This window comes from Paracoccus sp. TOH, assembly GCF_030388245.1.
In the GTDB taxonomy this organism is placed as follows: domain Bacteria; phylum Pseudomonadota; class Alphaproteobacteria; order Rhodobacterales; family Rhodobacteraceae; genus Paracoccus; species Paracoccus simplex.
Genome location: NZ_CP098360.1, coordinates 1,432,598 through 1,456,552 on the forward strand (window position 1 = coordinate 1,432,598; position 23,955 = coordinate 1,456,552).

General features: G+C 68.7%; 21 protein-coding genes. 15 read left to right on the forward strand and 6 right to left on the reverse strand.

The features are described 5' to 3' along the window. Positions 1-31: 31 nt before the first annotated feature. From NBE95_RS07180 to NBE95_RS07195, 4 genes are all read right to left on the reverse strand, one after another. Positions 32-430 (reverse strand): helix-turn-helix domain-containing protein, encoded by a 399-nt coding sequence (locus tag NBE95_RS07180; RefSeq protein WP_289893225.1) that lies wholly within the window; start codon positions 428-430, stop codon positions 32-34. Then, positions 423-728, reverse strand: a complete 306-nt coding sequence (locus NBE95_RS07185; protein WP_289893226.1) for a hypothetical protein — start codon at positions 726-728, stop codon at positions 423-425. The genes NBE95_RS07180 and NBE95_RS07185 overlap by 8 nt, the downstream gene beginning before the upstream one ends. A 140-nt stretch (positions 729-868) precedes the next feature. Continuing rightward, positions 869-1,636, reverse strand: a complete 768-nt coding sequence (gene rlmJ / locus NBE95_RS07190; RefSeq protein WP_289893227.1) for a 23S rRNA (adenine(2030)-N(6))-methyltransferase RlmJ — start codon at positions 1,634-1,636, stop codon at positions 869-871. Positions 1,637-2,281: 645 nt separating this feature from the next. Then, positions 2,282-2,512, reverse strand: coding sequence for a DUF1127 domain-containing protein (locus tag NBE95_RS07195; RefSeq protein WP_289893228.1), 231 nt, complete (start codon positions 2,510-2,512; stop codon positions 2,282-2,284). 341 nt (positions 2,513-2,853) lie between these two features. Here NBE95_RS07195 and NBE95_RS07200 point away from each other — a divergent pair, with 341 nt between their 5' ends. The 9 genes from NBE95_RS07200 to murD all read left to right on the forward strand — a co-directional run bounded on the left by NBE95_RS07200 (position 2,854) and on the right by murD (position 13,682). Then, positions 2,854-3,960, forward strand: a complete 1,107-nt coding sequence (locus NBE95_RS07200) for an Mrp/NBP35 family ATP-binding protein (protein ID WP_289893229.1) — start codon at positions 2,854-2,856, stop codon at positions 3,958-3,960. 618 nt (positions 3,961-4,578) lie between these two features. Continuing rightward, a complete protein-coding gene (gene mraZ, locus NBE95_RS07205) occupies positions 4,579-5,085 on the forward strand; it encodes a division/cell wall cluster transcriptional repressor MraZ (RefSeq protein ID WP_289893230.1) in 507 nt (168 codons plus the stop codon). Further along, positions 5,086-6,054, forward strand: a complete 969-nt coding sequence (rsmH, locus tag NBE95_RS07210; protein WP_289893232.1) for a 16S rRNA (cytosine(1402)-N(4))-methyltransferase RsmH — start codon at positions 5,086-5,088, stop codon at positions 6,052-6,054. It begins immediately after the preceding gene. Next, entirely contained in the window at positions 6,054-6,434 is a 381-nt protein-coding gene (locus tag NBE95_RS07215) for a cell division protein FtsL (protein WP_289893233.1), read from the forward strand. The genes rsmH and NBE95_RS07215 overlap by 1 nt, the downstream gene beginning before the upstream one ends. After that, on the forward strand, positions 6,431-8,239 hold the full coding sequence (locus NBE95_RS07220; protein ID WP_289893234.1) for a penicillin-binding protein 2: 1,809 nt from the start codon (positions 6,431-6,433) through the stop codon (positions 8,237-8,239). The genes NBE95_RS07215 and NBE95_RS07220 overlap by 4 nt, the downstream gene beginning before the upstream one ends. Before the next feature lie 29 nt (positions 8,240-8,268). Continuing rightward, the gene (locus NBE95_RS07225) at positions 8,269-9,738 is read left to right on the forward strand and encodes a UDP-N-acetylmuramoyl-L-alanyl-D-glutamate--2,6-diaminopimelate ligase (RefSeq protein WP_289894853.1); all 1,470 of its coding nucleotides are present in this window, start codon (positions 8,269-8,271) and stop codon (positions 9,736-9,738) included. Beyond that, a complete protein-coding gene (murF, locus tag NBE95_RS07230; RefSeq protein ID WP_289893235.1) occupies positions 9,735-11,120 on the forward strand; it encodes a UDP-N-acetylmuramoyl-tripeptide--D-alanyl-D-alanine ligase in 1,386 nt (461 codons plus the stop codon). The genes NBE95_RS07225 and murF overlap by 4 nt, the downstream gene beginning before the upstream one ends. Then, entirely contained in the window at positions 11,120-12,202 is a 1,083-nt protein-coding gene (gene mraY, locus NBE95_RS07235; RefSeq protein ID WP_289893236.1) for a phospho-N-acetylmuramoyl-pentapeptide-transferase, read from the forward strand. The genes murF and mraY overlap by 1 nt, the downstream gene beginning before the upstream one ends. A 79-nt stretch (positions 12,203-12,281) precedes the next feature. After that, positions 12,282-13,682 carry a UDP-N-acetylmuramoyl-L-alanine--D-glutamate ligase gene (gene murD / locus NBE95_RS07240; RefSeq protein WP_289893238.1) on the forward strand — a complete coding sequence of 467 codons (1,401 nt, stop codon included), beginning with the start codon at positions 12,282-12,284 and terminating at the stop codon, positions 13,680-13,682. 159 nt (positions 13,683-13,841) lie between these two features. On the opposite strand, the gene NBE95_RS07245 is transcribed toward murD, so the two are convergent. Beyond that, entirely contained in the window at positions 13,842-14,963 is a 1,122-nt protein-coding gene (locus NBE95_RS07245; protein ID WP_289893239.1) for an outer membrane protein transport protein, read from the reverse strand. A gap of 165 nt (positions 14,964-15,128) precedes the next feature. Between NBE95_RS07245 and NBE95_RS07250 the strand changes: the two genes are divergently transcribed. From NBE95_RS07250 to NBE95_RS07270, 5 genes are all read left to right on the forward strand, one after another. Continuing rightward, positions 15,129-16,157 (forward strand): tellurium resistance protein, encoded by a 1,029-nt coding sequence (locus tag NBE95_RS07250; RefSeq protein ID WP_289893241.1) that lies wholly within the window; start codon positions 15,129-15,131, stop codon positions 16,155-16,157. 69 nt (positions 16,158-16,226) lie between these two features. Beyond that, entirely contained in the window at positions 16,227-17,675 is a 1,449-nt protein-coding gene (gene guaB / locus NBE95_RS07255; protein WP_289893242.1) for an IMP dehydrogenase, read from the forward strand. 200 nt (positions 17,676-17,875) lie between these two features. Further along, positions 17,876-18,550, forward strand: a complete 675-nt coding sequence (locus tag NBE95_RS07260) for a hypothetical protein (RefSeq protein WP_289894855.1) — start codon at positions 17,876-17,878, stop codon at positions 18,548-18,550. A 67-nt stretch (positions 18,551-18,617) separates the two neighbouring features. Continuing rightward, positions 18,618-19,769, forward strand: coding sequence for an RsmB/NOP family class I SAM-dependent RNA methyltransferase (locus tag NBE95_RS07265; RefSeq protein WP_289893243.1), 1,152 nt, complete (start codon positions 18,618-18,620; stop codon positions 19,767-19,769). A gap of 58 nt (positions 19,770-19,827) precedes the next feature. After that, a complete protein-coding gene (locus NBE95_RS07270) occupies positions 19,828-21,873 on the forward strand; it encodes an ATP-binding protein (protein ID WP_289893245.1) in 2,046 nt (681 codons plus the stop codon). Between the two features lie 28 nt (positions 21,874-21,901). On the opposite strand, the gene NBE95_RS07275 is transcribed toward NBE95_RS07270, so the two are convergent. Beyond that, on the reverse strand, positions 21,902-22,486 hold the full coding sequence (locus NBE95_RS07275; protein WP_289893246.1) for a hypothetical protein: 585 nt from the start codon (positions 22,484-22,486) through the stop codon (positions 21,902-21,904). A gap of 240 nt (positions 22,487-22,726) precedes the next feature. Here NBE95_RS07275 and recA point away from each other — a divergent pair, with 240 nt between their 5' ends. Then, positions 22,727-23,797, forward strand: coding sequence for a recombinase RecA (recA, locus tag NBE95_RS07280; protein WP_289893247.1), 1,071 nt, complete (start codon positions 22,727-22,729; stop codon positions 23,795-23,797). The last annotated feature ends 158 nt before the right edge of the window (positions 23,798-23,955 follow it).

Consider the following 23,955-nt stretch of genomic DNA (forward strand, 5'->3'; position numbering starts at 1 on the left):
TCTAGGATGGTTTGTGTCGCGCTGTGCGACATCATGGTGTCGCGCTGTGCGACGGGTAGCGCTGTGCGACGGGTAGCGCAGCGCTACGGGTCGAGGCATTTCCGGCCTCGCGGGGCGCCGGTTCCGACCGGGGCAATTCCACTTCGGGAAGCCGCTCGACCGCTTCCAGCGAGATGTCATATTCGACAGTCGCGCCGTTGCGGTGCCGACGGTCACCGACGACGATCAGGATGCCTTCCGCGACCAGCTCGTTGATGGTCCTGATCACCGTCGCACGGTGCATTTCAAGCTCCGCCGCGATGGTGGTTTTCGAGGCCCAGATGCCTTCGCCGCCGTCGCTGGCCTTGTCCGCGAAATAGATCATCACGGACTTGCGCGTGGCTGAGCCGAACACCTTCTTATGAACCTTTGCCGAGACGAGGTTACTCATTGCGCACCCCCTGCCCAATCGCGGGATCCTCAATGAGCAACCGAAAAGACACGAGACCGCTGCCCCCACTTTTGGGGCCAGCGAAGCTCGGGCATTGGATCAGCAGCTTTCGCTCCAAGAGGTAGAGATGCTTTTCAAGGATAGGCCTGCTGATCTCGCAAAATTCGGCCAGATGGTCGAGATCGACCCAGCATCCGCTTGCAGGGCAGTGACGGTCGGCCAGCACGGCCAGAACCCGCCATGTCGCGGGCTTTAAGCCGCGCTGTTTGAAGGCCCAGGAGGTGGCGTCGTGGCTCATGCCGCACCTTTAAGCGGCAAGCCCATTTTCCCGATTCGTTCACGAAACGTCCATGGGCTGCAATCAGTGCTAACCGATTGCAGCCCATGTTTTTCGACCGAACGCGCAGTCCCCCCGCAACGATGTCCGGACCCGCGGCCCTAGAAAAGCGCCTCGATTCGCCGGGCTTCCTCGGCCAGCCCATGGGGCGGGTTCAGCACCGCCATGCCCGAGCCGATCATGCCGTGGCCGGGCCGGGCCGGCGGAAACCGCACCTCCGAGATCAGCGCCTGGGGATGGTCCCGGCGCAGCGCCTCGACCATGGGTGCATGGCGGCTGTCGGTCAGGATCGGATACCACAGCGCGATGACGCCCACGTTCCACTTGCGCGCCAGCTTGGCGATGTGACGCGGGATGGCGTCGTAATCGGTCTTGACCTCATAGCTCGGGTCGATCAGCAGCAGGCCCCGGCGCGGCAGCGGCGGGCAGAGCGCCTGCGCCATCTGAAACCCGTCCTGCCGGTGCAGATGCGCGAAACCGGCGACCTGCGCCAGCGCCGCGTGCTCGGCCGGGTGCAGTTCGGCCAGATGCGCCGCGTCGCCCGGCCGCAGGAAATGCCGCGCGATCAGCGGCGAGCCGGGATAGGCGGTCGCGCCGTGGCGGATGCGCACCGCGTCCAGCGCCAGCCGCAGCGGGTGGTCCCGCGGCAGCCAGCTTTCGGACAGCGCCCGGGTGATGCCGGCCGCCGCCTCGCCGGTCTTTGCCGCCACGGGCGCCGCCAGGTCGTAAAGCCCGCGCCCGGCATGGGTTTCCAGATAGGACAGCGGTTTCGGTTTGGCGGTCAGATAGGCCAGCATCCAAGCCAGCAGCGCGTGCTTGTGCAGGTCGGCCAGATTCCCGGCGTGATAGGCGTGCTGATAGGACAACATGTCCCGCGATTAACCCGATGGCCCGGAAATGAAAAGCGGCGGCGCCCAGGGAGGAGGAGGGGGCACCGCCGCGCAACGCTGGCCCAGGGAGGAGGAGGGGCCGCGTATGGGGTGCGGCAATGGCAGGGAGGAGGGAGCCATTACCGCGTGCTGACGATCCCAGGGAGGAGGAGAGGACCGTCGCATCTTGTTCCGCCTTGCGGCGGTATTTCTTGGCGGCACCCTCAGGGAGGAGGAGGGAGGGTGCCGCCGGAACCGGGAAGCCCAGGGAGGAGGAGGGGCTTCACCGTATCGGTTTGGCGGCGCCTCCGGGAGGAGGAGGGAGGCGGCCGCCGGAACCGCGAGACCCAGGGAGGAGGAGGGGTCTCGCCGTATGGGGTGCGGCAATGGCAGGGAGGAGGGAGCCATTACCGCGTGCTGACGATCCCAGGGAGGAGGAGAGGACCGTCGCATCTTGTTCCGCCTTGCGGCGGTATTTCTTGGCGGCACCCTCAGGGAGGAGGGAGGGTGCCGCCGGAACCGGGAAGCCCAGGGAGGAGGAGGGGCTTCACCGTATCAGAGCGGCGGCATCCTCAGGGAGGAGGAGGGAGGATGCCGCCTGAACCCGGACCCAAGGGAGGAGGAGTGGGTCGGGTGTTCTATGCCTTACTTGGCCCCCCAGGCGGCCTCATAGGCCACGCTGCGGATGCTGCCGCGGTTCAGGCCCAGATCGGCCAGGTCGCGGTTCGAGAGTTCACCCAGTTCGCGCAGGGTCTGGCGATAGACCGCGCGGCGGGCCATATTCTCACGGATATTGGCCACGAACTTCGCGATCCCGCCATTGCCGGCGACGTCGTTGCGGTGCATACCGCCATGGATCAGGTCGAGGACAGCCATTTCATACACTCTTCTTCGTCTTGCGGATGGCGCGGCGGGCGTTTCGTCTTCAGCCTGCCGTGCTGTTAGGGCGAACATGGGGCTTTTTCTGCGATTGCACAACGGCCGAAGGCGACATGCTGCTATGCAGAAACGGCATGGCTGTTCCAGGAACCCTGTTACAAATGCTTAATATTTCGCGAAATTTTCTGTCCCGATTCATGGCGGTCACGGTCATTTCCTATCTGATCGGTCGTATTTTACGCGGGGTCACAGCAACTTAGGCGCGCTGGACCTTTGCGCTTGCTTGCCGTTCCCGGCGCAAATTGCCATGCTGCCGCCGCTGCAAATCGGGGGAAGTCATGGCGATTTCACGGGAACGTGTGCTTGAGGAGCTGGCACGGATCGCGGTGCCGGGGGGTGGAACCCTGGTTTCGCGCGACCTGGTGCGGGCGCTGAACGTGGAATCGGGGGTGATCCGATTCGTCATCGAGGCCGAGGATGCCGGCGCCGCCCGCGCGCTCGGCCCGGTCGAGGCCGAGGCGCAGCGCCTGCTGTCCGCGCTGCCCGGGGTCGAGAAGGTGCAGATCGTCACCACCGCCCCGGCCGCGCCGCGTGGCGCCGCCCCGCCGCAGGTCGCGGCACGTTCGGGCGGCGAGGCGCCGCCCAGCCTGAAGATCGGCCGCCACCCGACACCCCAGGCCGGACCGGCCCCGGTCAGCGGCGTGGCGCGGATCCTCGCCATCGGCTCGGGCAAGGGCGGGGTGGGAAAATCCACCCTGACCTCGAATCTGGCGGTGGCGCTGGCGCGCAAGGGTCGCCGGGTCGGGCTGCTGGATGCCGATATATACGGTCCCTCGCAGCCGCGGATGCTGGGCCTGACCGGGCAGCGCCCGACCAGCGACGGCCAGATGATCGAGCCGCTGCACGCCCATGGCGTCACCGTCATGTCGCTGGGCCTGATGATGAAGGAAGGCGAGGCGGTGGTCTGGCGCGGCCCGATGCTGATGGGCGCGCTGCAGCAGATGCTCAACCAGGTGAAATGGGGCGAGCTGGATGTGCTGCTGGTCGACCTGCCGCCCGGCACCGGCGATGTGCAGCTGTCGCTGTGTCAGAAGGCGCAGGTCAGCGGGGCGCTGATCGTCTCGACCCCGCAGGACGTGGCGCTGATCGACGCGCGCCGCGCCATCGACATGTTCGACAAGCTCAAGACTCCGGTGCTGGGCCTGGTCGAAAACATGTCCACCTATATCTGTCCCAATTGCGGCCATGAGGCGCATCTGTTCGGCCATGGCGGCGTCGCGGCCGAGGCGCAAAAGCTGGGCCTGCCCTTCCTGGGCGAGATCCCGCTGAATCTGGAGGTGCGGCTGGCCGGGGACGAGGGCACCCCGGTCGCGGCCGGCGACGGTCCGGTGGCCCAGGCCTTCGCCCGGCTGGCCGATCGGCTGATCGCCGGCGGCATGGCCTGACGCCGCTTTCGGGAAAGCATGGGAATGGCGGCTGGGATTTCACGGGAATGCCGGCCGATCCCGAATCACCGCCGCGTGATTGCCCGTGAGCATGGGCGGATTTGCCTAGGGACAGCGGCTTCGACCGGGGCCGAACGGCGACCTTCGGGGCCGCCGCTGTCGATTTCGGGAATGCGTGGGATTTATTTGCCACAGCTGGGCTGACACCATATCTAGTGGTGGCGCCGCGTCAAACTCCGATACCTCGCATTGCTGTGAACTTGTTCGCTGGCTGTTCGCCGGCGGAGCTTTGCCTGCCTGGGGTTTGGCCCCGAATAAATCCATTGCGTCCCATAAATTCCCATGGCATCCCTTTCCTCACGGAACGGGCAGAAGGGGCAGCAAGACCCCATAAGGCGACAAGCAGCTTTCATACAGGCAACCCGCTTCCGAAACGACCTCTGCGGCGCGCGAGCAGCACCTCCCCCAGGTGGCGCGAAACGCAGGGCGCGATCCCCGAAACTACGGGGCCCAGAGATGGGAACGAGGGCGGCGGATCGGGCAGTGGCAGCAGCCCGGTCCGCCTTTCCTTTTCGGCAATGACCGAAAGGGTCGGGACAGTGAAAGGAGGGCGCGCCCTTGGCACGCCGTTTCAGAGGATCGGAAGAGGTCAAGGTGGACGCGAAGGGCCGCGTTTCCATCCCGGCCAAGTTCCGCCGGGTCTTTGAAGCCTCCGATCCCGACTGGCAGGCCGGCAAGCGCGCGCAACTGGTGATCGTCTACGGCACCCGCGACTGGAACTGGCTGCAGCTTTTCACCATCGACGCCATGGAAGAGATCGAGGACGGCATCGCCCGCATGCCGCGCGGCTCGGCCGCCCGCAACCTTCTGGAAAACATCTATCAGGGCCATGCCGACGAGGCCGAGATCGACGGCGACGGCCGTCTGGTCCTGGCCCAGAAGCTGCGCGAGAAGATCGGCCTGACCGACAGCGCCTTCTTCATCTCGGCCGGCGACAGCCTGAAGGTCTGGACCCCCGAAGCCTATGCCGAGGAAGAACGTGCGCTGGAGGCCCGCGTGCCCGAGCTGGAGCCGGGCGCCGATCCGCTGTCGTTGCTGGCCCCGGTCTCGAAGGACGAGGGATAGATGGCCGAGGATCCGCATATTCCCGTCCTGCTTGGCCCGCTGTTGCGGGCCGTTGCGCCTGTGAAGGGCACCTGGGTCGACGGCACCTTCGGCGCCGGCGGCTATGCGCGCGGCCTGCTGGAACAGGGCGCCGAGTGCGTGATCGGCATCGACCGCGACCCGGCCGTGTTCCGCATGGCCGCGGCCTGGGCCGGCGCATACGGCGACCGGCTGCGGCTGGTCGAGGGCACCTTCTCGGAACTCGACACGCTGGCCGGGGGGCCGGTCGACGGCGTGGTGCTGGACCTGGGCGTCAGCTCGATGCAGCTCGACCAGCCCGAGCGCGGCTTCTCGTTCCTGCGCGACGGCCCCCTGGACATGCGCATGGGCGGCGAGGGGCCGACGGCGGCCGACCTGCTGAACACCGCGCCCGAATCCGTCATCGCCGACGTGCTTTACCTTTACGGCGAGGAGCGTGCCTCGCGCCGCATCGCCAAGGCCATCGTGGCGGCGCGGCCGCTGTCGCGCACCGGCCAGCTTTCGGATGTCGTCGCCGGCTGCCTGCCGCGCGCGAAGCCGGGGCAGAGCCATCCCTCGACCCGCAGCTTTCAGGCGATCCGCATCTGGGTGAACGACGAGTTCGGCCAGCTCGTCGCCGGGCTGGCGGCGGCCGAGCGGGCGCTGCGGCCGGGCGGCAAGCTCGCGGTGGTGAGCTTCCATTCGCTCGAGGACCGCATCGTCAAGCGCTTCATGCAGGCGCGCTCGAACAGCGCCGGCGGCGGCAGCCGCTACGCGCCCGAGGCCGCGCGCGAGGAGCCTGCCTTCACGCTGCCCTTCCGCCGCGCCATCGGCCCGGACGATTCGGAACTGGCGACGAATCCGCGGGCGCGCTCGGCGCTCTTGCGCGTCGGCATCCGCACCGGGGCGCCGGCCGGCCGGGTCGACCCGGCGATGCTGGGCCTGCCGCAGCTGTCCGGAAGGGGGGCGTGATGCGATCCGTGCTGTACCTGCTGACCGCGCTGGTGGTGATGGGCCTGGCCTTCTGGGCCTATCGCGAGAATTACCGCACCCAGTCCGCGATCAGCGAGATGAGCGACATCCAGCGCCAGATCGGCCGGCTGCGCGAGGATCTGGGTGTCCTGCGCGCCGAATGGGCCTATCTGAACCGGCCCGAGCGGTTGCGCCAGCTGGTGAACCTGAATTTCGACAAGCTGAAGCTGGTGCCTTTCGGCTCGGACCAGTTCGTCGATGTGGGGCAGGTGGCCTTCCCGGCGCCCAAGGCCCCCGAGCCGCCGCCCGCCGCCGCAGGCATCCCGGCCGAACGCCCCGCCGGCTATCCGCCGCGCCGACCACAGGAGAGCACGCCATGATCCGCACCCCGCTGCGCCCGCTGGCCCGCATCCTTCGCGCCCGCGAAAAAGGCGAGAATCCCGACGCCATCGAGGCCGAGAACCGCGCCCAGAGGCATGCCGAGATCCAGGAACGGGCGCGCGGCAGCGCCCGCACGCGGCTGTTCTTCATGTCCTGCGCCTTCGCCGTCGCCTTTGGCACCGTCGGCGCCAAGATGGGCGTCCTGGCCTCGAGCCAGCCCAGCGAGCCGCGGGTGCAGACCACCGGGGCGCAGATCATCTCGCAGCGCGCCGACATCACCGACCGGCAGGGCCGGGTGCTGGCCACCAACCTGCTGACCCATTCGCTTTACGCCCACCCGCAGCAGATGGTCGAGCCGGAACGCGCCGCGCATGAGCTGAAGAAGATCTTCCCCGATCTGGACCTCGAGCGGATGCTAAAGGACTTCACCGGCAAGCGCACCTTCGTCTGGATCAAGAAGAAGATCAGCCCCGAGCAGATGCAGGCCGTCCACGACATCGGCGAGCCGGGACTGCTGTTCGGCCCGCGCGAGATGCGGCTTTATCCGAACGGCCGCATCGCCAGCCATATCCTGGGCGGCGCCACCTTCGGCAAGGAGGACGTGGCCAGCGCCGAGGTCGTCGGCGTGGCCGGGGTCGAGAAAGCCTTCGACCACTGGCTGCGCGACCCGGCCAATGACGGGGCGCCGCTGGTGCTGTCGCTGAACCTGACCGTGCAGGCGGCGATGGAGGAGGTGCTGTCGAACGGCATGAAGGTCATGAACGCCAAGGGCGCCACCGGCATCCTGATGGAGGTCAGGACCGGCGAGATCGTCGCCATGGCCAGCCTGCCGGATTTCGACCCCAATGACCGGCCGCGGCCGTTGCTCAAGGGCGATCCCTCGGACAGCCCGCTGTTCAACCGCGCGGTGCAGGGGCAATACGAGCTGGGCTCGACCTTCAAGATCTTTCCGGTGGCGCAGGCGATCGACCTGAAGCTGATCAGCCCCACCACCATGATCAACGCCAAGGCGCCGATGAAAATCGGCAAATACCTGATCAACGAATTCCGCGGCCACAATTACGGCACGCTTTCGGTGACCGATATCATCGTAAAATCCTCGAACGTCGGCACCGTCCGTGTCGCGCAGCTGCTGGGCGCCGAGCGGCAGAAGGAGTTCCTGGGAAAGCTGGGCTTCTTCGAGCCGACGCCGATCGAGATGAGCGAGGCGCCGACCGGCAAGCCGCTGGTGCCCAAGCGCTGGCCGGCGGTGACCTCGGCCACCGTGGCCTTCGGCCATGGCCTGGCCGCCAGCCCGCTGCATCTTGCCACCGCCTATGCGACGGTCGCGAATGGCGGCCGGCGCGTGGTGCCGACGCTGATCCACGACCGCAACCAGCAGCGCCCGGGAGAACAGGTGCTGTCGCCCGAGGCGGCGCGCATCGCGGTGCAGATGCTGCGCCAGGTGGTGATCCGCGGCAGCGGCCGCAGCGCCAATGTCGAGGGCTACGAGGTGGCGGGCAAGACCGGCACCGCCGACAAGCCGCGCCCGACCGGCGGCTATTACGGCAACAAGGTGGTGTCGAACTTCGCCTCGATCTTCCCGGCCAGCGATCCGCAATATGTGCTGGTGCTGTCCCTGGACGAGCCGTCGACCATGCGCGGGGGCGGCGAAACCCGCACCGCCGGCGCGACCTCGGCCCCGGTGGCGGCCGAGGTGATCCGCCGCGTCGCACCGCTGCTGGGCCTGCGCCCCGCCACCGAATCCGAACTGCCGATGGTTGAACGGCCTTTGCCCGATGGGCTAAAGCTCGTCTCGAACTGATGAGCGGAGGTTCCGTGACCGAACGGGTGATGCGGCTGTCCCTTCTGGGGCTTCGGGGGGACAAGGGGCGCGACCCCGGGGTGACGGGGCTGTCCGTCGATTCGCGGCAGGTCAGGCCCGGGCATCTGTTCGCGGCCCTGCCGGGCTCGGCCACACATGGCGGCGCATTCATCCAATACGCGTTGCGTCAGGGTGCGGGCGCGATCCTGACCGACCGCAAGGGCGCCGAGATCGCGGCGGCCGAACTGGCCGGATCGGACGCGGCGCTGGTGGTGGCCGAGGATCCGCGCGCCGCGCTGGCCGGGGCCGCCGCGCTGTGGTTCGCCGCCCAGCCCGAGACCATGGTCGCCGTCACCGGCACTTCGGGCAAGACTTCGGTCGCGACCTTCACCCGGCAGATCTGGCAGGCGCTGGGCCACAAGGCGATCAGCCTGGGCACCATGGGCGTGCAAGGCGACTACCAGGCCAAGCTGGCCCATACCACGCCCGAACCGATCACCCTGCACCGCGTGCTGGCCGAGGCGGCCGCGGCCGGCGTCACCCATGCGGCGATGGAGGCCAGCTCGCACGGGCTCGACCAGCGCCGGCTGGACGGCGTGCGGCTGAAGGCCGGCGCCTTCACCAATTTCAGCCAGGATCACCTGGATTATCACAAGGATTTCGACGAGTATTTCGCCGCCAAGGCGCTGCTTTTCGACCATATCCTGGACGAGGGCGCCGGGGCGGTGATCAACATCGACGACCCGCGCGGCCGGCAGATGGCGCAGATCGCGCGCGAGCGTGGCCTGGAACTGACCACCATCGGCAAGGATGAGCGCGCCGACCTGCGCATCCTCGGGCAGCGCTACGACGCCACCGGCCAGGATCTGCGTTTCAGCCTTTTCGGCCAGGCGCATCTGGTGCGGCTGGCGCTGATCGGCGGCTTCCAGGCCGAGAACGTGCTGGCCGCCGCCGGCCTCGCCATCGCCGCCGGCGACGATCCCGCCCGCGTGATCGGGACCCTGCCAGGTCTGACCACCGTGCGCGGTCGCATGGAACTGGCCGCGGTGCGCGAAAACGGCGCCGCGGTCTTTGTCGATTACAGCCACAAGCCCGGCGCGCTGGCCTCGGCCCTGCAATCGCTGCGCCCGCATGTCATGGGCCGCATCGTCGTGGTCTTCGGCGCCGGCGGCGATCGCGACCGCCTGAAACGCCCGCTGATGGGCGAGGCGGCGCGGCAATTCGCCGATGTGGTCTTTGTCACCGATGACAATCCCCGGTCCGAGGATCCGGCCGCGATCCGCGCCGAGGTCATCGCCGGTGCCGGTCCGGACGCCATCGAGGTCGGCGACCGCGCCGAGGCGATCCTGCGCGGCGTCGATGCGCTGCAGCCGGGCGACGCGCTGTTGATCGCCGGCAAGGGGCACGAGACCGGCCAGATCATCGGCAGCGACGTCTATCCCTTCGACGATGCCGAACAGGCCTCGGTCGCCGTCGCGGCGCTGGATGGCAAGATATGACGCTCTGGACCTCGCCGGATGCCGCCGCCGCGACCGGCGGCCGCGCCACCCGTGATTTCACCATCGGCGGCGTCTCCATCGACACCCGCACCATCCGACCGGGCGATCTGTTCGTCGCCCTGCAAGCGGCCCGCGACGGCCACGACTTCGTCGCCCAGGCCCTGCAGAAGGGGGCCGGCGCCGCGCTGGTCAGCCGCATCCCCGAGGGCGTGGCGGATGATGCGCCGCTGCTGGTCGTCCCCGACGTGCTGGCGGCGCTGGAGGCGCTTGGCCGCGCCGGCCGCGCCCGGATGCGCGGCAAGGTCGTCGCCATCACCGGCTCGGTCGGCAAGACCTCGACCAAGGAAATGGCGCGCATCGCCCTCTCCGGGCAGGGGCGAATCCACGCGGCCGAGGCCAGCTACAACAATCACTGGGGCGTGCCGCTGACGCTGGCGCGGATGCCCGCCGACACCGATTTCGCCATCATCGAGATCGGCATGAACCATCCCGGCGAGATCGAGCCGCTGGCGCGCCTCGCCCGCCCGCAGGTGGCGATGATCACCACCGTCGCGGCCGCGCATCTGGAAGCCTTCGGCGCCATCGAGGGCATCGCCCGCGAGAAGGGCGCGATCTTTGCCGGCCTTGAACCCGCCGGCCATGCCATCATCCCCGAGGACCTGGCGGTGACGCAGATCCTGCGCGACTGCGCGGATGCGGCGGGCGCGCTGGTGATCGGCTTCGGCCAGCATGGCATGGCCAAGCCGGTCAAGGCCGAGACCGTGGACGGCGCCACCCGGGTCCGCGCCCGCATCCTGGGGGAGACGGTGGATTTCACCCTCGCCACCGCCGGCACGCATTTCGTGATGAATGCGGTCGGCGTGCTGGCTGCGCTGTCGGCCGCCGGCGCCGATCTGGCCGCGGCGGCGAAGCATCTCTCGGACTGGAACCCGCCGCTGGGTCGCGGCGCGGTCGAGGAACTGGGCGGCATCCGGCTGATCGACGATGCTTATAACTCGAACCCGACCTCGCTCTCGGCCGGCCTTGCGACGCTGGCGCGGCTGACCGGCGGGCGGCGGGTGGCGATCCTGGGCGACATGCTGGAACTGGGGCCGGAGGAGATCGCCATGCATGCCGGCATGGCCGAGGATCCGGCGATGGCCGCCGTCGATCTGGTCCATACCGCCGGCCCGCGCATGCGCGCCCTGCACGAGGCGCTGCCGGAAACCCGCCGCGGGCTGCATGCCGAAACCGCCGCTGAACTGGCGGCGCGGGTGGGCGAGCTGGTCGCGCTCGGCGATATCGTGCTCGTGAAGGGCTCGAAGTCCTCGAAGGTCTCGACGGTGGTTGACGCGCTGCGGCGGACGCGCCAAAGCACGCCGCCTGGCGAAAGGACAGCGTAATGCTCTATTGGCTCACCAACCTCTCCGACGGCGGGGATTTCTTCAATCTTTTCAGATATATCACCTTTCGCGCCGGCGGCGCCTTCTTTACCGCGCTGATCTTCGGCTTTTTCTTCGGCCGGCCGCTGATCGACCTTCTGCGCCGCAAGCAGAAAAAGGGTCAGCCGATCCGCGACGACGGCCCGCAAAGCCACCTGTCCAAGGCCGGCACCCCGACCATGGGCGGGCTGCTGATCCTCGCGGCGCTGACGCTCGGCACGCTGCTTTGGGCGCGGCTCGACAACGGCTATGTCTGGATCGTGCTCCTGGTGACGCTGGGCTTTGCCGCCATCGGCTTCGCCGACGACTATGCCAAGGTCACCAAGCAGCACCACGCCGGGCTTTCGGGACGGGTCCGGCTGCTGATCGGCCTCTGCATCGCTGCCGCCGCCGGAGCCGCCGCCGCCTATCTGCACCCGGCCCCGCTCAGCGGCGAACTGGCGCTGCCCTTCTTCAAGAACGCGCTGATCAACCTGTCGCTGCTCTACGTGCCCTTCACCGTTATCGTGATCCTCGGGGCCGCCAATGCGGTGAACCTGACCGACGGGCTGGACGGGCTGGCGATCATGCCGGTGATGATCGCCGCCGCCACCTTCGCGGTGATCGCCTATATGGTCGGCAACGCGAATTTCGCCAATTACCTCGGCGTGCATTTCGTGCCCGGCACCGGCGAGCTGGCGGTCTTCGTCGCGGCGCTGATCGGCGGCGGCCTGGGCTTCCTGTGGTATAACGCGCCGCCCGCCGCCGTCTTCATGGGCGATACCGGCAGCCTCGCGCTCGGCGGCGCGCTCGGCGCCATCGCCGTGGTGACCAAGCACGAGATCGTCCTGGCCATCGTCGGCGGCCTCTTCGTGGTCGAGGCGCTTTCGGTGATCATCCAGGTGCTCTACTTCAAGCGCACCGGCAAGCGGGTGTTCCTGATGGCCCCCATCCACCACCATTTCGAGAAGAAGGGCTGGGGCGAGGCGCAGATCGTCATCCGCTTCTGGATCATCGCGCTGATCCTGGCGCTGATCGGGCTTGCCACGCTCAAGCTGCGCTGATCTTTCTCCGTTTGACAAATACCCTCGGGGGGTCCGGGGGGCGAAGCGCCCCCGGCCTTCCTCTACCGAAGGCAGAACCATGATCCCCGTCCAAGGCGTCGAAAACCAGACCATCGCCGTGCTCGGCCTCGGCCGCTCGGGCCGCGCCACCGCCGCCGCGCTCGCCGCCGGCGGCGCCCATGTCGTCGCCTGGGACGACGGCGCCGACACCCGCGAACAGGCCGAACAGCAGGGGCTGCGCATCCTCGACCTGACCCGCGACGCCCACTGGGAGGGCATCTCGGCCCTGATCACCAGCCCCGGCATCCCGCATCTCTACCCGAAACCGCATCCGGTCATCGCCAAGGCCTATGAACTGGGCATCCCCGTCGACAACGACATCGGGCTGTTCTTCCGCAGCTTCGCCACCCGCGACTGGGAAAGCTACGACACCACGCCGCGCGTCATCGCCATCACCGGCTCGAACGGCAAGTCCACCACCACGGCGCTGATCCACCACATCCTGCGCGAGGCCGGCCGGCCGACCCAGATCGGCGGCAATATCGGCACCGGGGTCCTGTCGCTCGACCCGGCCCATGACGGCGAGGTGGTGGTGCTGGAGCTTTCCAGCTACCAGACCGACCTCGCCCGCGCCCTGACCCCCGATATCGCGGTGTTCACCAACCTCTCGCCCGACCATCTCGACCGCCATGGCGGCCCGGGCGGCTATTTCGCCGCCAAGCGCCGGCTCTTCGCCGAGGGCGGCCCCGACCGGGCCGTGATCGGCGTCGACGAGATCGAGGGCCGCTATCTTGCCGACCAGCTTGCCATGGCGCCCTCGGACGACCGGGTGATCCGCATCTCCTCGGGTTTGAAACTCGAACGCTTCGGCTGGTCGGTCTTTGCCCGCAAGGGCTATCTCGCGGAATACCGCAAGGGCCGCCAGGTCGCATCGCTGGACCTGCGCGACATCAAGGGCCTGCCGGGCGAGCACAACCACCAGAACGCCTGCGCCGCCTATGCCGCGACCCGCGCCCTGGGCCTTGCCCCGCGCGAGATCGAGCGCGCCTTCCACAGTTTCGAAGGCTTGCCGCATCGCAGCCAGACCGTGGCCGAGATCGGCGGCGTGGCCTGGGTCAACGACAGCAAGGCCACCAATGCCGATGCCGCGGCCAAGGCGCTGACGGCGTTCAGGAACATCCGCTGGATCGCCGGCGGCCTTGGCAAAGAGGGCGGCATCGCCGCCCTGCAACCGCATCTGGGCCATGTCACCAAGGCTTATCTGATCGGCCATTCCGCCCGCGACTTCGCGCTGGAGATCGGCCAGACCCCCTACGAGATCGCCGAGACCATGGAACAGGCCGTGGCCCATGCCGCGGCCGAGGCGCAGCCGGGCGACACCGTGCTGCTCGCCCCCGCCGCCGCCAGTTTCGACCAATACCCGAACTTCGAGAAACGCGGCGAGCATTTCATCGCCCTGGTCCGGGCGCTGCAGGGCTGACCTTCACCGTTTTCCAAATACCCAAGGCGCGTGGACCCAGAGGTCGGCACCCGGCGCATCGTTCCCCCAATGCGCATGCAGCCGGGCCGCCTGGGGCAGGAAGCGCATGAAAAAGGCCCCGGGGCAGAGCCGCCGGGGCCTTGATCGTTGCCGCCCGGATCAGAAGGAATAGCCGATCCGCACGCCGATGCCCCAGGCCTCGCTGTCGTCCATCTTGGCGACCTCGCGCTTGGCGCCGCTCGGGCCGACGCCCAGGGTGGCGTCGCCCAGCTTGGTGTAGTTGATGCCGGTGGTGATCTTGATGTTGTCCATGGAGTAGATCGCCGCCAGCGTCACCGCCTTGCGGCCGTTCACCGGCGCCAGCGGCGACACCGTGTCGCCCTCGCTGGGCTCATAGAGGAACGAAACCGAGCCCGACCAGTTATCGGTGAACTTGCGCCCGACGCCGATGGTGTAGGTGGTGGTGTCCTCAAGTTCGACCAGCGGGATCTCTCCGGCGGGTGAAGCGATCGGGAACAGGAGGTTGTCCACATCGAACTCGGACCATTTCACCCAGCGGATCGAACCGAACAGCAAGGTATCCTTGGCAATGCCGGTCTGGCCCTCCAGCGTCCAGCTGCGCGGGGTTTTGACGGTATACTGGTCCTTGAAGGTGATCGGCAGCGGCCCGCCGCTTTCCGACATGTCGAAGTCGTGCTCGATGGGCGAGTTGTAGGTCAGCGAGACCCGCGCCGCGATCTCGGGCATCTCATAGGCGACGCCGGCGACCCAACCCACGCCCCAGGCGCCGTCGATGTCCAGATTGTAGCCCGAGGTGGTCGCATAGCCCGCGCCCTGCAGCCGGACGCCGCCATCGGCATGCGAGCCCCGGACACCGCCATGCACCGAGAAGTTGTTGTCGAACTTGTAGCGCAGCAGCGCGGTATAGGTGGTCGAGTTCACCTCGACCCGCGTGCCGCCCAGTACCGGCGAACTCGCTATCGGATAAAGGACATCCGCCCCGAAAGGCTGCTCGACGATGATCGCGCCGGAAAGGTTGTCGGTGAACTGGTGCTTGTAGGCGAGGCCGAAGAAGCCATAGCCCTGCGCGACATCGCCGGTCTCGAAGCCCGCGGCGTCGGTGCCGCGCACGCTGGGATTGACGCCGCCGAAGCTCAGCTCGGCATAGTTCCCGTTCTCGAACAGCGGCGCCAGCGATTGCGGCGCGCGTTCGATCCCGCCGGCCAGGACAGGCGCGGCCGTGGCCAGCAGAGCGCCGATGCCGGTGACGATCTTTTTCATGATTTCCTCCCATGGTCTGGCCCTTGCCGGGCCGCTGCATCCAGCCTGCGGCACGCTCCCCGGTTGCGTCAATCGGCTGGGCTCCATGACGCGGCGTTCTGACGCGCCCGGCCGCTCTGGCGTGGCCGGCCGGCAACGCTATGAGATGCGGGGCAGGAGGTCGCCATGCCGTTCACCCCGCCCCGTGCCCCGCTGCCCCGCCCCATGATGCCGCGCCCGGTGCTGCCCCGTCCGGTGATGGCCCGTCCCAGGCCGCCCGGACTCTGGCGCAGCGTCCCGCCCGCGATCTTTCCGCCGCTGCTGGGCGCGCTGGGGCTGGCGCTGGCCTGGCAGGCGGCGCTGCCGCTGGGTCTTGCGCCCGCGGTCCCGGGGCTGATGGCGGGCATGGCCATCGCGGCATGGGGCTTTGCCATGCTGGCCTATGGCAGCAAGCTGCTGCACCGTCCCGCGGTGCTGGCCGAGGAGCTGCGCATCCTGCCCGGCCGCGCCGGCATCGCTGCCGCCGTCGTCGGCATCTATGCCGCGGCGCATCTGCTGTCCCCGTTTGCGCCGGCGCTGGCCCGGGTGGTGCTGGCGACCGGCATGGCGGCGCAACTGGTGCTTTGGGTGGTGGCGATCCCGGTCATGACGCGGCTGCCGGGGCAGGGGCGGGTGACGCCGGTCTGGCAACTGACCTTCGTCGGCCCCATCGTCGCCGCGCAGGCGGCGGCGGGGCTTGGCTGGACCGCGCTCGCGCAGGGGTTGTGGTGGCCGATGGCGGCGACGGCCGGTCTGGTCTGGTTGCTCAGCCTGCGCCAGGCCCTGGCCGAGCGCGTGCCGGCGCCGCTGCGGCCGCTTCTGATGATCCATCTGGCGCCGGTTGCCATGCTGGGCCATGTCGCCGCCGCGCTGGGCTGGCCGCGGGTGGCGCTGGGCCTCGCCTTCGTCGCGGCGGCGGTGTTGGGGCTTGCCGTGCTGCGCGGGCGCTGGCTGACCGAGGCCGGTTTCTCGCCGCTCTGGGGCGCCTTCACCTTCCCGCTGGCGGCGACGGCGGGGCTGTGGAGCGCGGTCGCCGGCTTCGCGCCCGGCTGGGCGCTGCCGGCGCTGATCCTGCTGGTGATGGCCAGCCTGGTGGTGCTGTGGATCCTGTTCCGGATCTGGCGGGCCTGGGCGGCGGGCGGGCTGGCCGCGAAAACCAACGCGGCCGTCGCCTGACAGGCTGGACATTCCCGGCCGCGCGTGAAATGGGAAACTGCCAAACGAACCCCTGACAAGGATGCTCCCATGCAGATTCGTGAGGCTCTGACCTTCGACGATGTTCTTCTGGTTCCTGCGGCGTCCTCGGTGATGCCCTCGACCGCCGATGTGACGACCTATGTCACCAAGCAGATCCGGATGAACATTCCGCTGCTGTCCAGCGCCATGGATACCGTCACCGAAAGCCGCATGGCCATCGCCATGGCCCAGGCCGGCGGCATCGGCGTGATCCACCGCAACCTGACCGCCGAGCAGCAGGCCGACGAGGTCCGCCGCGTGAAGCGCTTCGAATCGGGCATCGTCTACGACCCGATCACCCTGACCCCCGACCAGACCATCGCCGATGCCAAGGCCCTGCAGGAACGCTACAACGTCACCGGCTTTCCGGTGGTGGACGCCGCCGGCCGGGTCGTCGGCATCATCACCAACCGCGACATGCGCTTCGCCAACAGCGACGACATGCCGGTGCGGGCCGTGATGACGGCCGAGAACCTTGCCATCCTGCGCGAGCCCGCCGACCGGGCCGAGGCCATCGACCTGATGAAGGCCCGCCGCATCGAGAAGCTGCTGATCACCAATGCCGATGGCAGGCTGACCGGCCTGCTGACGCTGAAGGATACCGAGAAATCGGTGCTGAACCCGCTGGCCTGCAAGGACGAGCTGGGCCGGCTGCGCGTCGCCGCCGCCTCGACCGTCGGCGACGAGGGTTATGAGCGCAGCCTGGCGCTGGTCGAGGCCGGGGTGGACCTGGTGGTCATCGACACCGCCCATGGCCATTCCGAGGGCGTGGCCCGCGCTGTCAGCCGCATCAAGGCGCATTCCAACCAGGTGCAGGTGGTGGCCGGCAACGTCGCCACCGCCGAGGCGGCCCGGGCGCTGGTCGATGCCGGCGCCGACGCGATCAAGGTCGGCATCGGTCCGGGCTCGATCTGCACCACCCGCATCGTCGCGGGCGTGGGCGTGCCGCAATTGACCGCGATCATGGACGCGGTGCGCGGCGCCGGCGAGGTGCCGGTGATCGCCGATGGCGGCATCAAGTTCTCGGGCGATTTCGCCAAGGCCATCGCGGCGGGGGCGTCCTGCGCCATGGTCGGCTCGGCCATCGCCGGCACCGATGAATCGCCGGGCGAGGTGATCCTCTATCAGGGCCGCAGCTTCAAATCCTATCGCGGCATGGGCAGCCTTGGCGCCATGGCGCGCGGTTCGGCCGACCGCTATTTCCAGAAGGACGCGGCCAGCGACAAGCTGGTCCCGGAAGGGATCGAGGGTCAGGTGCCCTACAAGGGCTCGGCCGCCGCGGTGATCCACCAGCTTGTCGGCGGCTTGCGCGCCGCCATGGGCTATACCGGCAACGCCACCGTGGCCGAGATGCGCGGCGGCTGCCAGTTCGTGCGCATCACCGGCGCCGGGCTCAAGGAAAGCCACGTCCATGACGTGCAGATCACCCGCGAAAGCCCGAACTACCGCATGGGCTGAGCCGTTTACCGAATCTTGACCGGATTGGCCTTAAGGTCGCGGGGGAACCACCTTCGCGGCCTTTCATGTTTCTTCGGGCTTTCCCTTGTCTTCTGGCGCTTTGCCTTGCGGTTTTCGGTCCCGGCCGGGCCCTGGCCCTGCCTTCGGCCGCAGTCTGCGAATGGGCGGCGCAGCAGGCGGCGCAGGAATATGGCGTGCCCATGGACATCATGGGCGCCCTGACCCTGACCGAGACGGGACGGCGGCTGGACGGCCTCGTCCGCCCCTGGGCCTGGAGCGCCAATGCCGAGGGCGAGGGGACATGGTTCGACGACCCCGCCAGCGCCGTCGCCTTTGCCGAGGATCGCGTGGCGCAGGGCCGCACCAATATCGACATCGGCTGCTTCCAGCTGAACTATCGCTGGCATGGCGGGAACTTCTCCTCGGTCGCGCAGATGTTCGATCCGTTGCAGAATGCCCGCTATGCCGCGCGTTTCGTGCGCGATCTGTATGGCGAGACCGGGGATTGGCGCCGCGCGGCCGGGGCATTCCACTCGCGCACGCAGGTTCACGCGCAAAAATACCTCGCCCGCTTCGACACGCTGCGCCAGATGCTGCGCGAGCGCGGCTTCCAGGGCCTGACCGGCGGGCCCGAGACCTATAACAGCTTCGCCTCCATCGCCTCGGGCCAGCGCCAGCGGGTGCGGGAACGGGTGATGCTGCTGGGCGCGCCCTTGGGCACCGGCGTCACCGGCACGCCCGGCTCGCTGGCTGCCATCGGCCAAGGGCGCGGCGCGGCGATCACCGCGCCGCGCGGACCGCTGCTGCTGGCCTCGCGCGGGCCGCCGCTGGCGGTGCCGGCGCGCGGGGCCGGGCCGCCCGACGCCTGGGATTGACATTCGCGGCCCCGCGGATTTTCTGCACCGCGGTTCAGCAACCTTCCGCGCCGGGGGCGCAGGCATCATGACTCCAGCCGCCCGCATCGATGCGGCGACCGCCATCCTCGACCAGATCCTTGCCGGCCAGCCTGCCGAAGCCGCGCTGCTGCGCTGGTCGCGCGCCAGCCGCTTTGCCGGGTCCGGCGACCGGACAGCGGTGCGCGACCTGGTGTTCGACAGCCTGCGCCGGCTGCGCTCGCGCGCGGCCTTGGGCGGCGGGCGTTCCGGCCGCGGGCTGATGCTGGGCCTGTGCCGCGAGGAGGGGATCGACCCCGACACGATCTTCACCGGCGACCGGCACGCCCCGCCGGCGCTTTCGGACGCCGAACGCGCCGGCGGCCAGGCGCCGGATGCCGAGGCGGCGCTGGATCTGCCCGGCTGGATCCTGCCGGCCTGGCGGGCGGCGCTGGGGCCGGATGCGGAAGCCGTGGCGTTGGCGCTGCGCGATCGCGCGCCGGTCTGGCTGCGCGTCAACCTGCATCGCGCCGAACCCGGGGCGGCCGTGGCCGCGCTGGCCGGCGAAGGCATCGCGGCTGAGCCGCATGCCGAACTGCCCTCGGCGCTGCGCGTCATCGACGGCGCCCGGCGGTTGGCGGGATCGCGCGCCTATCGCGACGGTCTGGTCGAGCTGCAGGACCTGTCGCCGCAGATGGCCTGCGCCCTGTTGCCGCCACGCGGCAGCCTGCTGGATTTCTGCGCCGGCGGCGGCGGCAAGGCGCTGGCCTTGGCGGCGCGCGGGGCGGGGCCGGTGACCGCGCATGACATCGACGCCGGGCGCATGGCCGACCTGCCGGCCCGGGCCGGCAGGGCCGGGCTGCGCATCCGCATCGCCGCGCCGGGGAAGGTCGCCGGGCAATACGATACGGTCGTCGCCGATGTGCCCTGTTCGGGCAGCGGCACCTGGCGGCGGACCCCCGATGCGAAATGGCGCCTGACGCCCGAGGATCTGCAGCGCCTGCTGGCGCTGCAGGCCCGCATCCTCGACCAGGCCGCCGGCTTCGTCGCGCCCGGCGGGCAGCTGGCCTATATGACCTGCTCGGTACTTGCCGCCGAGAACGAGGACCAGAGGACCGCGTTCCTGGCCCGCAATCCGCAATTCGACGAGATCCTGCAGCGCCGCTATTCGCCGCTGACCGCCTCGGACGGCTTTTACCTCGCGCTGATGCGGCGCCGTTAACCCTTCGTTAATGCCCATGCGCTATTCCCGGCGGAAACGGTCGCTGGCGAGGGGCTTGATGATTTCCGAACGGGCAGAGATCCTGCGTTCCGCGCAAATCCTGGTGCCTTTCCTGGCGCTGCCGGCGGTGATCGGCGCGCTCTGGCTGGCGCTGCGGCCGGCCGACGCGGAAGCCGGCATCGCGCTTCTGGGCTTCGGCGCGGCGGCGGCGTCCTGGTATCTGCTTGGCGGCGCCATCTCGGCCCGGCATCTGTGGCGGGGGCTGGCCATCCGCCGCGACCTGGCCCGGGTCGCGCCGGGGGTTCTGGGCCATGATCTTCCCGCCTTTGCCGTCGACCCCGACGGGTTGGTCCTGGCCCAGAATCAGCTGGCGCTGGACCGGCTGGGCGATCTGGTCGGCCGGCAGGTGCAGGACCGGCTGGGCCGCCGGCATGCCGATCCGCAGGCGAAATGGCGCGAGCTGGGTATCAGCCTGGCCCGGAACGGCCGCCTGCGCGCCGATCTGGGCGATTTCGGCGAATATGTCGTGACGCGCGAGGCCGGGGCGGCGGTGCAGCTCTGGCAGGCGGCGCTGGCCGAACGCCCGGCACCGCCGCAGGCCCCCTCCCGAACCGGGGGCGACGATTTCGACCTGCTGCCGGTCGCGGTGCTGGTGCTGGATCCCGCGGCCGGCATCCTGCGGGCCAATGCCGCCGCCTGCCAGTTGCTCGGCGGCGAGATTGCCGGCCAGAACCTGTCGGCCCTGTTGGACGGGCTGGGCCGCGAGCTCGGCGACTGGGTCGCGGATGTCTGCGCCGGCCGCACCCAGGGCGGCACCGAGGTGCTGCATGTCAAGGCCGAGGGGCCGCAGCGTTTCGTGCAGGTCTCGCTGACCCGGGGGCGGGGCGATTGCGTCACTGCGGTGCTGTCGGATGCCAGCGCGCTGAAAACGCTTGAGGCGCAGTTCGTGCAAAGCCAGAAGATGCAGGCGATCGGCCAGCTTGCCGGCGGAATCGCGCATGATTTCAACAACCTGCTGACGGCGATCACCGGCCATTGCGACCTGCTGATGCTGCGCCACGACAAGGGCGATCCCGATTACGCCGACCTGGACCAGATCAGCCAGAACGCCAACCGGGCGGCGGCACTGGTGCGGCAATTGCTGGCCTTTTCGCGCAAGCAGACGCTCAAGCCGCAGATCATGGACCTGCGCGACACCCTGTCCGAGCTGACGCATCTGCTGAACCGCCTGGTGGGCGAGCGGATCGTGCTGACCTTCGATCACGATCCCTCGCTGCGGATGATCCGCGCCGACCGGCGCCAGCTGGAACAGGTGATCATGAACCTGGTGGTGAATGCCCGCGATGCCATGCCGGATGGCGGCGACATCGCCATCGGCACCGACAATGTCCGGCTGGAGAGCTCGGCCGGATTCGGCCGCGCCACCCTGCCGGCCGGCGACTATGTGCGCGTGCAGGTCCGCGACCAGGGCTGCGGCATCGCCGCCGACGACCTGGCCAAGATCTTCGAGCCCTTCTTCACCACCAAGCGCACCGGCGAGGGGACGGGGCTCGGCCTCTCGACCGCCTATGGCATCGTGAAGCAGACCGGCGGCTACATTTTCTGCGACAGCACCCCGGGCGAGGGCAGCTGCTTTTCGCTGTTCTTTCCGGCGCATGATCGGGGCGAGGTGGCCGAGACGCCCGAATCGCCCGCCGCGGCCGGTGCGATCCGCGCCCGGCGCGAGGTCGAGGCCACCGTCCTGCTGGTCGAGGACGAGGCGCCGGTCCGCGCTTTCGCCAGCCGGGCGCTGAAACTGCAGGGCTTCAACGTGCTCGAGGCCGCCTGCGCCGAGGACGCGCTGTCGCTGCTGGCCGATCAGCGCCTTGTGGTGGATGTCTTCGTGACCGACGTGGTGATGCCGGGCATGGACGGTCCCGCCTGGGTGCGCACCGCGCTGCGCGACCGGCCGGACACCAGGGTGATCTTCATGTCGGGCTATGCCGAGGACATCTTCTCCGAGGGGCGGCCGCCGGTGCCGGGCGCGGCGTTCCTGTCGAAACCCTTTTCGCTGTCGGACCTGACGGCGCTGGTGACGCGGCAGCTTGAACGGGTCGAGCGCTAGCTAGGGATGTCGGCTGCCGGGACGGCGGTCAGAGCATGTCGTAAAGCCGGAAGTCGCGCGCCATCACGTCGCGCAGGTCCGCTTCCTGCTCGGGACTGAGGCTGACATCCACGGCCGGCGGCACGTTGACGCGCGGCAGGCTGATGGCGCAATCCAGCCGATCCTCGAGGAAATGGGTGAAGGTCTCCATGTCCTCGTAGCGGAAGATGCGGTCCACCCGATCCCCGGCCTCGGTCAGGAAATCGGCCTGGCTCCCCACCCGCGCGATCTGCGGGCCGTCGGGATCGGCATAGGCCCGGGCGAAATCCGCGAAGCTGACGCCCTGCATGACATGGTCGGGCGTCTCGCCGTCGTCGCGCAGGCGAAAGCGATACCAGCTGCGCAACCACCCCAGCGGCTCGCGCATCAGCGCCACGGTGGTGAAGCGGTCGCCGGTCGCCGAATGCAGCCAGGGCTCGACATGGCGGCGATAGCTGCACAGGTCGGCATGTTTCAGCGCCGCCGGGCGCCGGACCGCCAGTTCGGCCAGCGGCTCGAGCGCGGATTCGATGGCGGTGGATCCGGCTTTCGGCGTGGCGAGGAAGACCAGACGTCTTTCCCAGAATATCAGCATTCCCGACTCTTCAAGCCGTTGCGGCAGGCCGTGGATTAGCCATTCGCCTCACGGCTGTAAACCGTTTCTTAATCTTCCGCCGGCAGTCTGGCGTGGGGAAGGGCGCGGCCCGACCGATTCGCCAACCAGGACTTGCAATTCCGCGCTAGAGGGCGCAAATAAGAACAACCCGTGAACAAAATGGGCGGGCGGGCGCTGATTGCCCCGGATGGCGGGGTGTGAAATAAGCATGAGGACCGCATGGCAGGGGCAACACTTTTCGACATGAACGACAAGCGATCCGCAGACAAACAGAAGGCGCTGGACAGCGCCCTGGCCCAGATCGAACGGCAATTCGGCAAGGGCTCGATCATGAAGCTGGGCGCCGACAGCCCGGTGGCCGAGATCGAGGCGACCTCGACCGGCTCGCTGGGGCTCGACATCGCCCTGGGGATCGGCGGCCTGCCCAAGGGCCGGATCATTGAGATCTTCGGCCCGGAAAGCTCGGGCAAGACCACGCTGACGCTGCATGTCGTGGCCGAGGAGCAGAAGAAGGGCGGCGTCTGCGCCTTCGTCGATGCCGAACATGCGCTGGATCCGCAATATGCCAAGAAGCTGGGCGTGAACCTGGACGAGCTGCTGATCAGCCAGCCCGACACCGGCGAACAGGCACTGGAAATCGTGGATACGCTGGTGCGCTCGGGCGCGGTCAGCCTGGTCGTGGTCGATTCGGTGGCGGCACTGACCCCCAAGTCCGAGATCGAGGGCGACATGGGCGACATGCAGATGGGCAGCCAGGCCCGGCTGATGAGCCAGGCGATGCGCAAGCTGACCGCCAGCATCGGGCGCAGCAACTGCATGGTGATCTTCATCAACCAGATCCGCATGAAGATCGGCGTGATGTTCGGCAATCCGGAAACCACGACCGGCGGCAATGCGCTGAAATTCTATGCTTCGGTGCGCCTGGACATCCGCCGCACCGGCTCGATCAAGGACCGCGACGAGGTGGTCGGCAACGCCACCCGCGTCAAGGTGGTCAAGAACAAGGTCGCCCCGCCCTTCCGCCAGGTCGAATTCGACATCATGTATGGCGAGGGCATCTCGAAGGTCGGCGAACTGATCGATCTTGGCATCAAGGCCGGCGTGGTCGAGAAATCCGGCAGCTGGTATTCCTATGGTGACGAACGCATTGGCCAGGGCCGCGAGAATGCCAAGCAGTTCCTGCGCGACAATCCCGATGCCGCCTATGCCATCGAGGACAAGATCCGCGCCAGCCACGGCCTGGATTTCGGCGCCACGGACGATGGCGACGAGGCGTTGACCGAGGATTGATCGGAGGCTGCGCGGCTTCCCATGCGGCTCTCGCTTCCCGATGCGCGGGGCGCGACCCCCGCGCATTTCGCGTGCCCCGGGGGCTTTGCTTCAGCGTTTCGCGCGGCTCTCAACGGGGTGCGCGCCGCTTCGATGCTTTGCCGGCACGTCTCACCTTC